This window comes from Mycobacterium vicinigordonae (genome assembly GCF_013466425.1).
In the GTDB taxonomy this organism is placed as follows: domain Bacteria; phylum Actinomycetota; class Actinomycetes; order Mycobacteriales; family Mycobacteriaceae; genus Mycobacterium; species Mycobacterium vicinigordonae.
This window is the reverse complement of sequence record NZ_CP059165.1, coordinates 715187-730157: the sequence shown is the minus strand read 5'-3', so window position 1 is coordinate 730157 and position 14971 is coordinate 715187. Positions and strand designations below refer to the sequence as shown.

Sequence of the window (14971 nt, the reverse complement as noted above, 5' to 3'; positions counted from 1 at the left end):
GTATGTTGGCCTTATGTTCGACCCACCGCGATCACCTGGGTCGCGGCCTCGCTGTCGGACGCGCGGTGCGCCCCCGCGGCCGGCGTGGGCCAATCCAGCTTGGAGAGCAGGTCCGCCGGCGCCTCAGTATGCCCGTCGAGCCTTCGGGTGGACAGCGGGTCCAGGGCCGCTAGTGCTGGCCCCTGATTACCGCGCTCCAGAGTCAAACCGGCCGTCGGAGCCGCTCCCGTGGGCGCGGCATCCGTGCGCAGCGCGCACGCGGCGGCGACCGTGTAGCGGGTGCCGCGATCGCCGGGGGCAATTTCGAGTGCCGTCCAGATTTCACGCGCCTGCTGCGACCGCACCTTACTCAACGTGTCGGCCAGCGCTGAATCCGCGGTAACCCGATATGCCGCAATATAATCCGACGAGTTCTGCTGCACCGAGCGCCAGGTCTCCCGGGCCGCCTTCCCCGACTGGGTGGCCAGCAGCTCTGGCACGTCCTCGGGCACCACAGTGCCGGCATCCCAACCGATTTCGCGCAGGTGGTCGGCCAGCCGGCGGGCGGCGACTTCAGCCGTCTCGTGCAGCGGAATGCGTGACGAGCGCGCCTGCAATGCGGGCAGGTTGTCGACGGCCGAGACTGTCAGGCCGACCCAGGTTTCGCGCCGACCGGATACGGTGTCCCGGTTGGTGATTCGGATGCTGTCCGCACGGATGCCGTAGCAGTCCAGGTAGCCGGCGATCAACTGCAAGGGCAGCACATCGGATTCCGAGGGCGCCGCGCCGACGCGCACCAGCGCCGTGCTGCGGACGTCGGCATCCGGGTCGGGTGCCGCCCGCCCGCCACGGCCGATGATGGCCAGCCGCCGATGCAGGATCGTCGTGAGAAACAGTCCGCGCCACCAGCCGAACAACAGAATCAGCGCGGCCACAGCGACGCCGATTAGCCAGTGTGCCCGGGTGGACTGCCAGGGATAGGCCATGGCCGCGGGCACGACGGCCAGCAGGGCCAGGGTTATCCGGCCGACGCCCGGCTTAGGTACGGCGCCAAGGGTCTGGCTCACGGGGTGGACTCCTTTCGGCGGCGCACTGCGGCCACCGTCGCTGCGGTGAGAATGACGAGCAATGTCAGCACGCCGGCGCCGGCCAGCGCGACGTTGCGCGGGGCGGTGTCCTTGGCTGCCGGTGGCGGCGGGACGGCGACGGGTTTGACCGCAGCACGGGTGTCCGCGGGACCGGGCGCGGCAGGCAGTTGCCAGGTGAGGGCGGCGACCGGGTCCAGCGTTCCGGCGCCGACGACGTTGGACGGGTCCCGCGCACCGTTCTGCGCGGTGGCGGTGATGCGGCGCACCACCTCGCCGGCCGGCAGGGCCGGATACTTGGCGCGGACCAGCGCTGCCACCCCCGACACGTAGCCGGCGGCGTAGCTGGTGCCGCTGAGCGGAATCAGCTGCTGGTGGTCATCGGGCAGTCCGTTGGCCAGCCCGCCGCCGTCGGCGTTGCTCACCGACGCAATGCCCTCACCGGGCGCGGCGATGCCCACCCAGGGACCGGCCATCGTGAACTTCGAGGATGCGCCCTGCGGCCCGACGGAGGCCACCGACAGCACGTAGGGCTGCCACCAGGACGGGACGGACACTGACGTGACGCCCGCCCAGTTGCGGGGGTCGGCGGGCCGGCTCAGATCGGTGAGCGGGTTGGAGTCACAGGACGTGCCCCCGGCGACCGATCCGGTGGGCCCGGTGTTGCCCGCGGCGGCCACGATGACCGCGTCCTTGTCCACCGCGGCGTACTTGATCGCGGCTCCCAGCGCAGCCTGGTCGACCGGTCGGTCGGCGGGCAGGCAGGTGACCGCCGAGATGTTGATCACCCGGGCGCCGCGATCCGCCGCGTGCACGATTGCCCGGGCCAGCGACTCGATGTCGATAGCGGCCCGGGCTGCAGCCGGATCACCGCCCGATGTGCGCGGTGAGAACTTGGCCGACGTCACGCGGATGGACAGCAACCGCGCTGCCGGCGCGACGCCGGAGAAACCATCCTCTTGACCCGGCGGACCGGGCTGGCCGGCCACGATTCCGGCGACCAGGGTGCCGTGCCCGTCGCAGTCTGTCAGACCGTCGGTGGACTCCACGAAGTCGCCGCCGGCGTCGACGTTATTCAGCCGGGGGCCCGGCCGGACACCGGTGTCGATGATTGCGACCAGTTCGCCTTCACCGCGGGAGAACTGCCATGCCGCAGGCAGATTCAGCATGGCCTGGCTGGGCGTCGGCGCGCCCGCGTCGGTACCGGGGATCACCCCGGAGACGCTGCACTGGCCACGCTGTTCCATCGGCGCCACGGGTCCCGGAGCGCCGGTGGGGGGTTGCGCGGCGGCGTCGACCACCGGCGGGCTGATCGCGAGCGCCCGTGCCGCCGTCCCCACCGCACCTGCCTGCAGCGCGACCTGGGAGAAGGCCAAAGCCGCTGCGAGGCAAGCCGATCCGGCACGCATCATCGATTGAGCACCCAGGCGAACAACCCGACCAGGAACGCCATCACCGGGATCAGCGAGGCATCCAGACCCGCGGAGACAAAGCCCAGCAGCCGGCGCAGCGGCAGCGAGTAGCTTTCCGGTGCCGCGATGCCGGGGTTGAGCGCCACGACTACCCACGCCAGCACCAGCACGGCGAGCACCGTCACCGCCACGAGTGCGCCAGTGTAGCGCCCGGTCGCGACGTAATACACCAGCAGCACGCCGGCCACCAGGAACGGCTGTGCGAGCAGCCAGGCCTTGCAGGCGACCGAATCCCACACGCGGGCACGCAGCGTAGCTGCCAGCGAGGTCGCGCCGACCACGTACCAGCCCGCGACGCTCAACGTCTCGGGACGCAACGCGATTGCCACCGAACCCAGCACACTGAGCAGCACGGCTGCGGCGATGAAGCCGTTCTGGTGCGCGTCGCCGATGCGCACCCGGCGTGGCAGGTCTTCGAGTACCCGCAGCGCCGGCGGCGCCGGGGTCGGGTCCCCTGGCGCCGGGATCACCGGCAACGGGAACCGCGCCCATAGCGCCGAAAGCTGAGCCGCCTGGATGGTGACGAACAGCGCGGCGACGATGAGCCCGCAGCCGAGCGTGAGAATGGGTAACTGCCAGAGCAATTCGGCCCCACCAGCCAGTGCAATAGCGAGGCTGACCACCGCCGAGGCGGTGAAGAACGCGGCCGCGCGCTCACGTTCGGCGCTGGGCACGATGAGTGCCACGAACGACCAGGCGGCGACGCCGGCCGCAGCCAGCACTAAATGGGCAGTTCCGAACTTACCGGGCACCGCCAACGCCAGAGCTGCGGCGATCGGCACCAAAGCGGTGATCGACAGGGCGATACCGGTGCGCGGCGAACGAGCGGTGGTCAACAAGCCGGTGATCGCGACGAGTGCGGCGATCGCACTGGCAGCGACCAGCCCGGCCAAGGCGCCGGTGGCGAGGCGGTGAGCGACCGCCAGACCGGTAGCGACCAGCGTCACACCGATCACCGCGGCAAGCGCTCCACGCTGAATATGCTTTGGTCCCCATGGGTTTCGCCGTGATGTGGAGAAGATCATGGCGGCATCGGCGATGTCCTCGACGATGCCTGGCGCGGCCGGGCCGGCGGGCACCGGTTGCAGTGCGAGCAGATCGCCGTCAACGACCCCGACTGTGTCCAGGCTGGCGTCCAAGCTGAACGGTGCCCCACCAACCGGTGCCAGGCTCAGCTGCGGTGCGGTGTCACCCGGCTCAGCGGCGTCACCGTTGCCGGCGGCGGGAACCACCAAACGCTGTACCGCAGGCAGGATTTCGCGCAGCGGTAACTCGGCCGGCAGGGCCATCTCCGTCAAGCGACTGTCCGCGAGAATGGCGACGCGGACAATGGGCATGACGGTACCGGACGTCACTGGACCTCCCAATCAACCCGAGTGTGGCGTCGGGGCCGTTGCTGGAACATCGTGCTCTCTTTCTGATTTGGCTACTTACGTGGTTTGTGCGGATTGGTTTATGCAGTTACGTCGATTGCGCGGAGAAGTCTCGGGACAGCCGGTGATCGGGGAACCACTCGCCGTCCGGCAGGTAGGAGGTCAGTTGTTCGATCGCGACGGCGGTTGCAAACGGGGTCCCGGGGGCAAAAGTCGAGACCCACTCGCCGTCAAAGGCGCGGGTCGGGCTGACCAGTACCCGCCCCGCTGTGGCGTCGATCAGACTCAGGCCAACGTCGGTGGTGGTGTGCCTGCCGTCGCGGTTGCACCCCGCGACGATCTCGACGTAGCTGCGCGGCCCGGTGAAAACCGACTCCACCACCGGACGCGCGGACACCGGAATCCCCAGGTAGTCAAGGACTTCCGCAAGCGGTGCGCCGGACCGCAGCCGTTCGTCGGCCCGGGCGCCGACGCGGGTCGGCATGCTGAACTCCTCGAACCGGGCCGGCGGCTTCTGTGACAGTCCGACGCCCAGCACGGGGACCAGGGCCCGGGGGTCATCGATCTCCATCGCGGTGAAGGTGATCAGCTGCGCGCTGCGTAACGCGACCACGGTGGCGGGCCCAGCGGTGGACCTGGCGTCCCGCCCGACCGATCCGGCCCGCTGCGCGACGATGCCGCGCAGCATGTCGGCGGCGCCGGCGGCCGCATTGTCGGGACGGGTCGGTCCCAGGTAGCGCAGGTCGAGCCAGCGGTCCGGGAAGCAGACCAGCTTGATCCACTCTGCGACCGTCGGGTTGATGACGCCCACCGGCGTCATCAACCCCATCCGGGTCAGCTCATCGCGCTGCCTGTCGAAGAACGCGCTGCGTTCTGCGCTGTCGCGATACGGCGTGGTGATCGCGAGCACCCATGGAAAGCTGCCCGCTCCAACAGTTTCCGCGATGAACCACGCCTGATCGACGGTCAGCTCAACGGCGTTGGGCCTTGAGTCCATCTACATCCGTCAACTTCGTGCGGCGGACCGCTCAAGCGCCCCACTTGGCGGCTTCGGCCTGGTCGCGGGCCATCATCGCCATCGTGTTGGCTTCGTGGGTGCTGGCCATCGACTGATACGCACGCACCAGATCCGCCATGGCCTGATTCCACTGCACCTGCCACGCCTGATACGTCAACCCGGTATCACCCTGCCACGCACCCTGCAGCGCGGCCTGCTCAGCAGAGATGTCGGCACCCAACCCCGTCATCGTGCCCGCATAACCCGCCATATCCCCAGCGTGCGCCAGCATCGCCGGGTAGTTGTACATAATCTGCGACATATCTGATCCTCCCTAGAAGCGAACCGGCTCAAAAACCGGTGTAAGTCGACGCGGCCGCGGCATCGGCAGCCACATAAGTACCGGCGGCATCACCGAGGTTCGCCTGCGCGATGTCCAGCAACGTGTTCACCCGCGCCGCGACCTCCACAAAACGCGCATGCGCAGCCTGAAACGCCGCCGCCGACTCACCCTGGTGAAACGCCTGCGCCGACATCGCCGCCTGCTCGGCCTGGCCAATCGTGTGCCGCATCAAACCCGCCTTGGCACCAAACGCCGCCTGCGACGACACCAACTGCGGAATATGAGCATCCAACAAACTCATAACTCTCCCTTTCCAATCTTTCGATTCGTGCGAATCAGAACTTCATCCCCGACCGTTACGCGGTAAGTCGTCTCGCTGACTTTCCGGCCCCCTTTCCTGTCGCGCCTGCTCCCAGGTCTGCGGTGTCATCGGCATTCGTGGGCCGCCGCCGAAATCGTCGCCGGCCAACGCAGTGAGACCGGCCGCCTGTAGCAGTGTCTCCCTCGGTATCGTGCCGGCGAACCCGAATGATCCGGCACCCCGTTCCGAAGCCTGTGCGGCACTGTCCCATTCGGGATCGACGCCGATGTTGGAATCCAAGTCCAAGAACTCGTCGCTGTGGTCGTGCAGCGGCGCCCGCCGGCGACGCTTCGCCCGCGCGGCGGCGCTGCTGACCGCTGCCGCGCCGGAAGCCGGAATGGTGGCCGCGGGCGCTTTGGCGCCCGTGCGGCCGCCGACCGTCGGGCCCAGGCCCGGGCCCCAATCGTTCGGTCCGGCAACGGCGTAAGCGAATCCCGCGGCGGCCGGAGCGGTCGTGGCCGGCGCCGCGCCGGCAGTGGCACCCGTGGACGTCGCCGACGCCGGCGCTCCCGCCGGCCCCGGCGCCGCCGAACCGAGTCCGGCGACCGGGAAGCTGTGCTGCACGGTGTTCGGCACCGCAACTGTGGTGTCCGTGGGAAGGTCGGGGATGATGTCCGGTTTGATCAGCCCGAGAAAGCCCAAGCTTGCCAATCCGACCGCGAAGAGGGGTGGCGCCCACAGCGGTGAGCTGAGCAGTGTCCCCCAGGTGCCCCAACCGACCGGCTGGAAGAAGGCCTGATACCCGAGCCAGAAAAGCAGCGGGCCCCAGGTGACCAAGGCCGCGTACGGGTTTTGGATGAAGTCGACGATCATCTGCGAGATCTGCTCAACCGGGTGCGTGAGGAAGTACCAGATCGCGTCGCCGTCGGGCAGCGCTTTCACATAGGCCTCGAGCGCCGCGACGATGGCGTCGATGATGCTGTTCAGCGGGTTGGAATCTCCGGCTGCGGCCGCCGCTTTGGTCTGCAGTAAATCGGCGGCCGGTGCGGCCTCCCCGCCGGGCGTCACCACGGTCGGCGCGGCAGTGCTGCGTGGTGCCGAGGCCAGGGCGGCACCCGCGGCCGCCTGGTACAGCGCCATGGTGGTCGCCGCCTGCAGCCACATCCGCAGGTAGTCGGCTTCGTTGAGCGCGATGGGAATTGTGTTGATGCCGAAGAAGTTCGTGGCCACCAGCACACCGTGCATCACGTGGTTGGTGGCCAACTCGGCCAGTGTCGGCATCGCGCCGAGTGCCGCGGTGTACGCCGCCGCGGCAATGTCGTGCTGGGCCGCCACACCCGCGGCATCGGTGCTGGACTGCAGCAGCCAGGCGACGTACGGCTGGTGTGCTGCCACGTATCGCTCGGCACTCGATCCCTGCCAGGCGCCCGCTTGCACCGCCCCCACCAGGCCATCCAGTTCTGCTGCCGCCGAAGCATATTCGGCGCTAAGAGCGCTCCAGGCGCCGGCAGCCGCGGAGAGCGACGCCGGACCCGGTCCGCTGCTCAGCAACGCCGAATGCACCTCGGGCGGCGAAGCAAACCAGAGTGGCCCCAGTGGGGAGGTCATGATCAGCCGCCCGCGATCCCGTAGGTCGCAGCAGCGGCGGCGTCACCGGCTGCGTAGCCCGCTCCGGCCGTCCCGACACCGACGCCGGCGCGACCCAGCTCTTGGACGCCCTGCGCCGCGACAGCCGCGTGCTCTTCGCCCTGCGCGCTGAACCCGGCGGCGGTTTGCAGCGACACCGGATCGGCGGCCGGCGGGACCACCGCGGTAATCAGCGGCGCCGCACTGGCATGCGCGGCGGCCAACCGAGCCGTCAGCGCCTCCACGGCGGCGCTGGCGCCGGCCAATCCTTCAGGAACCACTCGCAACGTCATGACTGACTTCCCTCCTGTTGCGTATCACCAAATATTGCGGCCTCACCGACCAGCGGGTTAACCAACTGCAGGTACGTCGGGTCGTCGCTGTCGGAAAGCAGGACGGCCCGGCCCGCCGGCAGTCGGCTGAACCGCTGACCACGGATCTTCCCGCTGTCCTGCGGGTTACCCGCCAGCATCAGCGTCGTCGCCTGCAGGTCGTTAAACCTGCGCAGCAGCGGGTTGGTCATCAACGCGTGCGCCGACCCTGACGCTCGCCCGGTCACGATCACCCGCAGCCCCAGCTCAGCGGCCTGGCCGAGGAGCCCGATCAGCGGGGTCCAGGGTCGCTGGCCGATGTAGGGGCCGCTGGTCGCCGCCGAATCTGGAACCTGGTCGACGTCGTCGATGATCAGGTAATGGGTGTGGCCGTCCGGACCGCCCTGGTACGTCCAGCGCGACAGTTCGGCGGGCGACAGCCCGGCCGGGGGCCGACGTGACTCCATCAGATTGGCCAGACCGATCATTGCCGGCATGATCCGGTCGATGTTGGCCGTGTACTCGTTGTCCGGGAACAGCGGTTCGTCGACGAGATGCAACCGCCGGTCGAGAACGGTGAAGGCGACCTGGTCGGCCGTTGAGTTCTCGCGGACGGTTCGAATGATGTGCCGCAGCAACGTGGTCTTCCCCGACTTGCTGTCGCCGAACACCATCAACAGCGGGTGCTCACGGAAGTCGTGCACCACCGGCGCGAGATCCTGCTCCCGCTGACCGATCACGATTTGCTCGGGGCCCCGATACAGCGCGCCCACCGCGTCCGGCGTGAGGTTCGTGGGCAGCAACCGCACCGGCGGCGCGACCTGGCCCGGGTAACGGGAGTTGATCTCGGCGATCTGGTCCAGCTGCGGTTCGGCGAACAAGAAATGCTGAGCCGCCATGGTTAGGCCGCGGCCCGGTTGGTCATGCGGTACGGCCTCGGCCGGGCGGTGCAGCGCGCCGGCCACCCGCACGTTGCTGTCCCGCGCGTCATGCAGCTTGAGCTCCAATCGCAGGCCCAGCCCGTCGCGCATCGCCAGCGGCACTTCCAGCCAGCTCGGCGTGGTGATCACGACATGGATGCCGTAGGCAAGGCCGACGTTGACCAGCTCGGTCACCCTGGCCAGCAACGGGTTTCGAGTGTTGAACTGGTCGGTGTTGTCGCGACTGAAGGCGTACAGGTTGTCGATGACGAGGAAGACCTCGCCAAACCCGTCGTCCTGCGGCGAGGCACCCCGGCCGTTGTCGGCTCGGTCGCGGAACGCCTCACGGTGCTGGCGGTACAGCAGCAGCTGCTCCAGCTCGCCGAACGTGCGGCGAATGCGCTCGGGCTCCAGCGCCGAGGCCACCGTGCCGACGTGGGCCAGGTCTTCGAGCACACGCAGCTGCCCACCGCCGTAGTCGAGGCAGTAGAAGGTGACCTCGCGCGGCGAGTGCAGGCTGGCCGCGGACATGATGAATGTCTGCAGCGCAGTGGACTTTCCGGACTTGGGACCCCCGTGGATGACCATGTTGCCGGCCGCAGACGTGGCGTCGAACACCAGCGGGTCGCGGCGCATCTCGAACGGTTTGTCGACCTCGCCGAGCGGCCAGCGCCACTGCCGCGGCTGGATCCCGGACCTGGCCAGCACCGCGGGCAGCGGGATCGGTTCGTCCAGCGGTGGCAGCCACAGTTGCGGCGCCCGCGGTCCATAACCGGCCAGCTGCTCGCCGATAGTCGCGATCAGTTTGCGAGGCGGGCCGATCGGCTCGTCCTCGTCAGCATCGCTGATCACCATGCCCGGATCCGGCTCGACCGCTGCGGCGGTGAACAGTTTTGGCTCCGGAACCGACTGCACCACAAGAGTTTTTGCAGTCTGCGGCGGCTCGTAGATGCCGTCGACGTAGGTGGAGCGGAACTTGATAGGGGTGGCACCCGGGGCTGGCACCAGGAATCCGATTCCCTTGTGCTCCTTGCCGGATTCGATGTGATACGCGTCTTCGACCCCGATGATCTGGCGAGACACGCTGGGGCTGGCCACCTTGAGACCGATCCGGTAGGACGTGTTCTTGTCGATGTCCTTGATCTTGCCCACGTCCAGCGTCTGCGAGGCGAACAGGATGTGGATGCGGAACGAGCGGCCCTTGCGCGCCACGTAGTCGAACAGCTCCGCGTACTCCGGGTGGTCGGCCAGCATCAGGGTGAACTCGTCGGCGACGACGAAAAGGGTTGGAATAGGCGGCAAGTCGTGCCCCGCCGCCTGCGCGGCTTCATACTCGGTCACCGAGTTGAAGGCGCTGCCCTGCACTCGGCGGCCAGCCTCGCGCAACAACATCTCGCGTCGCGCCACCTCGCCGCGCAGGGTGTCGGCGAACCGGTCGGCCAGAGACTTCTTCTCGGCCATGTTCGAGATGACTGCCACGACCTGCGGGAAGTGGCGGAAGCTGTCGGCACCGGCCTCACCCTTGAAGTCGGCGTAGATGACGATCAGCCGGTCGGCCGAATGCGTGGTCAGCAGCGCCAACAGCATCGACATCAGGGTCTGCGACTTGCCGGACCCGGTCATACCGATCATCAGCCCGTGCGGACCCATCCCGCCCTCGGCCTCGTCCTTGAGGTCGAACATCAGCGGCTCTCCGGTCGCGGTGACCCCGATCGGAACCCGCAACTCGTCGTCCCGGCTGCGCGGCGCCCACAGCGCGGGCACATCTAGCCGGGACGCATCCGAAATACCCAGCAGCGTAGTGAAATTGGCGCCCCTGGTGGCTGCCGAGCGCAGCCCGGTGTGGGTGGGGTTGGAGTCCCAACGGGACAACCGGCGCGCCAGGTGCGACGCCTCGTCGACGCCGAACTGGTCGGCGGCGTCGATGTAGGGCTGCCAACCCCCGGTCTGCCACCGCTGGATCGCGCCACGCGCCACCTGCAGGATCGGCTTCTCCGGGTCGGAATACTGCTCCCGATTCGGCGGGGTTGCCGAGATGTGCAATACCGTCACCGCGGCGCGCCCCGCCGCCAGCGGCGACAAATTCAGCTCGTAGTCGGGGTCGTCCACCACAATCAGCAAGTGCCGCAAGGCATCCACCGACCGACCAGTGAAGGGCGGCCGGTCCTCGAGGGCCTGCCCCAGCAGATCGGCGAGTTCGTCGGGGTCGGTGGTCAGGTAGCGGGCCGGGCCGACACCGTCGACCTGGCCAGGAATGTCGACGTGCGGCAGCCACTTCAACCAGGACCAGTCGCTGGTCTCCAGGTCGCGGCTGGCCAGCGCCACGCCGAGCACCGTCGGGTCGTGCCAGGTCACCGCCTGGGCGATCCAGGCACGCACCGCGGCGTGCACCTCGCTGGTCTCCCCCAGCACCGTGATGCGTGACACCTTGGTCAGATCGATACCGGTCGGTACGTCGCGCACCGTTCGCTGAGTGTCGAGCAGACTGCGTAACGCGCTGTGCGACACCGGTTCCAAATCAATCTCGTCGGCTGTGTCGTTGACCCGCAACGCGGTGGCCAGCGGCGCCGAGTGGCGACCGGCGCGCAGCACCAGGAAGTCGGGGTCGTGCGGGTCGCGCTCCCACTGGCGACGGGACCCCGGCACCGCGGCCAGCGCCCCGGGTTCGGGATGCGACCACTCGGCGCTGGTGCGCTGTTCGGCCGCCTGAGCGCGGATGTTGTCCCGCACCACCGAGAGGTAGCGCAGATAGTCGGCCCGTTCGGCGTCGACCTCCTCGGTGCGCATCTTGTTGTCATTGCCGCGGTAGAGCGCGGTGGCCGCCAACAGCAACACGAACGGGAAGAACAGCGTCTGTGGGGAGATCACCCGCATCCCGGTAGCGAACAGCGCGACGATCATGCCCACGATCAGGATGCCGATCAGGTACGGCATGGCACGCCGGAACAGCGACGGCGGGATCACCCGCGGCAGTTCCGGTGGTGCCTCGATGGTTATGGTGCCCTTGCGGGCACTGGGTGGCGCCAGCCTCCGCCGCGCCTCGAAGATCAGTCTGCTCATCGGGGTTCCCCTTCGGCGGATACCGGATGACCCGGTCGGCTGTCCGGCGGCAAACCGTCATGCGCCAACAGCGCATCGGTGCGCGACAGCGTCGGGCCTGCTGCGAACAAGGACAGGATCGACCACGGTATGGCGAGCGGCGGCGACTGAAGACCAAGCGCCTCAACAGCTTTGCCGCCGCCGCTGGATCCTGAGCGATCGGACTCGTTGTCGATGCCGTAGCGCACTCCGGTGTCCGAGACCCAGAACAATGATCCAGTGGCCGGTGCGGCCGCTCCCCCGCCGACGGTCTGAGTGAAATAGCCGGTACCGGGTGCCAGGGCGACTTTGGCGCCACCACCGACCAATTCGACGGGCCGGATGCCCTCGGCCACCGGCAGCGCCGAACCAGCCAGCAGGCTCAGCGCACTGGTGGCCGCGCCGTCGCGCTTGCTCCAGAACGCGCAGGTGACCGGATCGCGGGCCGCGTCGACCAGGGTCACCGGCTGGGCCGGATAGCGCAATGTGTCGAGCAGCCGCGACACCGGCAGCTTGGCGATCTCGTCGGCCGCCAGTCGCGGAGGCTGTTGCAGGCCATACGAATTGGTGTTACGCAGGATCGCCGCCAGCACTGGCGGGATCAGCTGCAGACCGTCCGGCAGCACTGCGTAGAAGTTGTCCGCACCGGCCCGGTCGACCGCGTAAGACACCACCACCGCGCCGATCGGAGCCGGGACCGCGAAGCCTGCCGGGCCGCCGGCGTTCGGGATCGGCGGCGCCGCCAGCGGTGGGGCTTGCGGAATAGCATTGAACAGTCCCGACGCGATGGGCCGGGGCGCGGGCACCTCGGTGCCCAGGCCCAGTGCGTTGGTGATCGCGTGGTCGGCTAGGTCGATGCGGCTGCGCTTGCCTTCCCAGAGCAACCATGTCCCGTCGCCGCCCGATGCGGCCGCATCGACCAGGATCACCTGCCTGGATTCGATAGCCGTCGCGCGGGCGCCGTCAGTTTGCGGAACTCCGGCGATCACGGTCACTCCGGTGCTGCGTGCACCCCGCCCGGGTTGGCCGGTGACGGCATCGCACACCGTCCAGTCCGCGTCGCGCGACGTGCTCTGCACCATGCGCTCCGGGGCCCCCGGAATCCCGATCAGGTTGCCACGCGGAAACTTGTCCAGCTCAGCGCTTTTCACTGTGGTCGGGTTCACGGGCTGTCCGGCGATCAGCCGTGCCGAGGTCAGGTTGAGCACGGGGTGCAACTTCTCGCCCACCCGCACATACAGCGCTGCGGTGGATCGGTCAGCGAGCACTGCGTTGTTGCCGACCTGCCCGTTGGGCCGGATCAGCGAAAACACGAAGCAGCCGATTAAACCCGTGACCAGCAACAGCACCCCCATCAAGACCGCACGTGACTGGGTGCGCAACGGCTCGACGAGCATCCTGGTGTCGTGCAACGCAATTCCGGATGCGATGCGCCGCATCACGAACCGCCACCCGGTCACCTGATGACGCGTGACGAAACCGCGCCGGTATTCCACCTTGTCCGGGTTCTCGTTCACTGGGGTGCGGGAAGCGAACGACCGCCGATCGTCCGCCCATTCCGCTTCGGACTCGTTCTTGCTCATGCGGGCACCGAGAGTCCGAGACCTCGCAGCAGCGGGGCCACGGTATTGCCGACATCTTGTGCGGTGATTGTCATCAGGTCCTCATCGGTGAATTCACCTGTGCCGGCTTGCTCGGAATGGTCAAGCCGGAATTCGCGCTCTTCCTCGGAACGCTCGACGATGTTACGAACGAAACGGCCGTTGCCGGCGATGTCCAGGCTGCGCCGGTCGATCCCGTTGCTGTCGGGTGAGGACGTCTGGGCCAGGTGGGTGAACAGCTTCTGCATATCGGCGAGTGCAGCCGGCTCGAACACGCTATCCCGTTGCTGCGCCATCAGATTCGCAATCTCGGTCAACTCCGAGGGCTGGTATGACGGGAAGTCGATGCTGCGGGTGAACCGGGACCTCAGACCTTCGTTGGTGTCGAGGAACTTGTCCAGATCGGCGCGATACCCGGCGATGATGACCACCAACCGGTCGCGGTCGTTCTCCATGCGCGCCAGCAGGGTGTCGATAGCCACCAGTCCGAAATCGTTCTTGGCTCCGGTGGCCACCAGCGCGTACGCCTCGTCCAGGAACAGCACGCCGTCCAGCGCACTGTCAATGATCGCGTTCGTCTTGGCCTCAGTCTCACCGATGTGCTGACCGATGAGGTCGGCGCGGTGTACCTCGCGGATGTTCTCTCGCTTCAAAAGGCCTAGGCCACAATAGATTTTGGCGACAACACGGGCAATCGTGGTCTTACCGGTTCCGGGCGGGCCGGCGAAGACCAGGTGGTGGGTGCGCTGCGCGACGGTCAGCCCGCGCTGCTGTCGCAGCACGGCCATGGCCACCGAACTCTTCAGTCGCGACACCTGGTTCTTGACTTCCTCCAGGCCGATGAACTCGTTGAGCGCCTCTTCGGCCTCGGCCAGCAAGGTGGCTTTGCGCTCGCGGGCGCCCGGGTCCACGAAGTCGGCGTCGCTGGGTTCGGTGTCGCGACTCCACGGGTCGGTGCGGGCCTCGATGCGCGCCGCGGTGGTAGTGACCATTCCGAAGCTCGGGTCAGACAGCGCCTGCTCGATCTCTTCGTTTTCCGGGTTGGCGGCGTAGAGCTCATGCAGCACGTCGCTGGCTGCCTCTTCGTCCACGTGTGCGCGCAGTGCGAGCGCTTTGGCCAGCGCTCCGTCGACCGCGGCCACGACGATGGGCCCTTCGGGCTCCTCCAGGTAGGACAACGCGGGAGCGAACATGCCCAGCCGCGCCAGCGAGGTGCCCAGCGTGATCTTCACTGCATGGGCGAAGGCCTCGTCGAGGTCGGGGTCGTTAACGATCGGGGTCAACAACTTCACGACGTCCGACCAGCGCTCGGCGCGGTAGTTGATCACGACGGAGATCCAGCGGGCCTCGCGTGACTTCGGGCGGCGCTCGATGATGCGACTGACGATGTTGTTGGCTTCGGCGAACTGCCCCTCGGATGCCAGCGCGGCCGCGTAGGCGAGGTGGAAGTCGTCCGTTGTGCTGGCGCGGAACTGCAGATACAAGCCGGTGTCATAGCGGAACCCGAGGGCTCCGGACTGCAGTTCCACTTGCCGCTGCAGCACGCCCGCGGTGGCCGCGGTACGCGACACCTGCTCGAGCACGCGCTTGGACGTATCACCGGATGCTGCCAGACCGGTCCACGCGTCGCACTGCTCATGGGCGACTCGGGTCAGCGCGCCGAAGCCGGATCGGGCCGCCTCCAGGTCAGCGGGGCGTTGCCGCTCGTATACCGCGATGCCCAAGGCACGGCAGCAGGTGGCAAACCTGCTGATCACGTCCTCGTCCACCCTGCCGTCTGTTCGGGATGCACGGGGTTGAGCCGCCAGCATGCCTATATCACCGCGTTCCACGCCCCCGCCGTCTCCTGATGTCACGATCGCCATTGGCGAAGTTTGCCTGTCGT

At 67.9% G+C, this 14971-nt stretch carries 11 protein-coding genes; all 11 read right to left on the bottom strand.

What is annotated here, in order from left to right; all coding sequences use genetic code 11:
- Nucleotides 1-11: 11 nt before the first annotated feature.
- Nucleotides 12-1046, bottom strand: coding sequence for a type VII secretion protein EccE (eccE, locus tag H0P51_RS03075; protein ID WP_246398360.1), 1035 nt, complete (start codon nt 1044-1046; stop codon nt 12-14).
- Nucleotides 1043-2476: a type VII secretion-associated serine protease mycosin gene (gene mycP / locus H0P51_RS03070; protein WP_180916589.1), complete on the bottom strand. Its 1434-nt coding sequence runs from the start codon at nt 2474-2476 to the stop codon at nt 1043-1045. Before mycP ends, eccE begins: the two co-directional genes overlap by 4 nt.
- Nucleotides 2473-3873, bottom strand: coding sequence for a type VII secretion integral membrane protein EccD (gene eccD / locus H0P51_RS03065; RefSeq protein WP_180918701.1), 1401 nt, complete (start codon nt 3871-3873; stop codon nt 2473-2475). Before eccD ends, mycP begins: the two co-directional genes overlap by 4 nt.
- A gap of 124 nt (nt 3874-3997) precedes the next feature.
- On the bottom strand, nt 3998-4906 hold the full coding sequence (locus H0P51_RS03060; protein ID WP_180916588.1) for an ESX secretion-associated protein EspG: 909 nt from the start codon (nt 4904-4906) through the stop codon (nt 3998-4000).
- 31 nt (nt 4907-4937) lie between these two features.
- Nucleotides 4938-5228 carry a WXG100 family type VII secretion target gene (locus H0P51_RS03055; RefSeq protein WP_180916587.1) on the bottom strand — a complete coding sequence of 97 codons (291 nt, stop codon included), beginning with the start codon at nt 5226-5228 and terminating at the stop codon, nt 4938-4940.
- A 28-nt stretch (nt 5229-5256) separates the two neighbouring features.
- On the bottom strand, nt 5257-5550 hold the full coding sequence (gene esxG / locus H0P51_RS03050) for a type VII secretion system protein EsxG (protein ID WP_180914986.1): 294 nt from the start codon (nt 5548-5550) through the stop codon (nt 5257-5259).
- Nucleotides 5551-5592: 42 nt separating this feature from the next.
- Nucleotides 5593-7158, bottom strand: coding sequence for a PPE family protein (locus H0P51_RS03045; RefSeq protein WP_180916586.1), 1566 nt, complete (start codon nt 7156-7158; stop codon nt 5593-5595).
- Between the two features lie 2 nt (nt 7159-7160).
- The gene (locus H0P51_RS03040; protein ID WP_180916585.1) at nt 7161-7469 is read right to left on the bottom strand and encodes a PE family protein; all 309 of its coding nucleotides are present in this window, start codon (nt 7467-7469) and stop codon (nt 7161-7163) included.
- Entirely contained in the window at nt 7466-11467 is a 4002-nt protein-coding gene (gene eccCa, locus H0P51_RS03035) for a type VII secretion protein EccCa (RefSeq protein WP_180916584.1), read from the bottom strand. Before eccCa ends, H0P51_RS03040 begins: the two co-directional genes overlap by 4 nt.
- Nucleotides 11464-13068 (bottom strand): type VII secretion protein EccB, encoded by a 1605-nt coding sequence (gene eccB / locus H0P51_RS03030; RefSeq protein WP_180916583.1) that lies wholly within the window; start codon nt 13066-13068, stop codon nt 11464-11466. Before eccB ends, eccCa begins: the two co-directional genes overlap by 4 nt.
- Nucleotides 13065-14918 carry a type VII secretion AAA-ATPase EccA gene (eccA, locus tag H0P51_RS03025; protein WP_213016744.1) on the bottom strand — a complete coding sequence of 618 codons (1854 nt, stop codon included), beginning with the start codon at nt 14916-14918 and terminating at the stop codon, nt 13065-13067. The genes eccB and eccA overlap by 4 nt, the downstream gene beginning before the upstream one ends.
- Between the last annotated feature and the right edge of the window lie 53 nt (nt 14919-14971).

What these genes read in the sequence shown, in the direction of transcription:
- H0P51_RS03055 (WP_180916587.1), bottom strand. Translation starts at nt 5,228, where the DNA reads ATGTCGCAGATTATGTACAACTACCCGGCGATGCTGGCGCACGCTGGG.
- mycP (WP_180916589.1), bottom strand. Translation starts at nt 2,476, where the DNA reads ATGATGCGTGCCGGATCGGCTTGCCTCGCAGCGGCTTTGGCCTTCTCC.
- eccD (WP_180918701.1), bottom strand. Translation starts at nt 3,873, where the DNA reads ATGCCCATTGTCCGCGTCGCCATTCTCGCGGACAGTCGCTTGACGGAG.
- H0P51_RS03045 (WP_180916586.1), bottom strand. Translation starts at nt 7,158, where the DNA reads ATGACCTCCCCACTGGGGCCACTCTGGTTTGCTTCGCCGCCCGAGGTG.
- H0P51_RS03060 (WP_180916588.1), bottom strand. Translation starts at nt 4,906, where the DNA reads ATGGACTCAAGGCCCAACGCCGTTGAGCTGACCGTCGATCAGGCGTGG.
- esxG (WP_180914986.1), bottom strand. Translation starts at nt 5,550, where the DNA reads ATGAGTTTGTTGGATGCTCATATTCCGCAGTTGGTGTCGTCGCAGGCG.
- H0P51_RS03040 (WP_180916585.1), bottom strand. Translation starts at nt 7,469, where the DNA reads ATGACGTTGCGAGTGGTTCCTGAAGGATTGGCCGGCGCCAGCGCCGCC.
- eccB (WP_180916583.1), bottom strand. Translation starts at nt 13,068, where the DNA reads ATGAGCAAGAACGAGTCCGAAGCGGAATGGGCGGACGATCGGCGGTCG.
- eccCa (WP_180916584.1), bottom strand. Translation starts at nt 11,467, where the DNA reads ATGAGCAGACTGATCTTCGAGGCGCGGCGGAGGCTGGCGCCACCCAGT.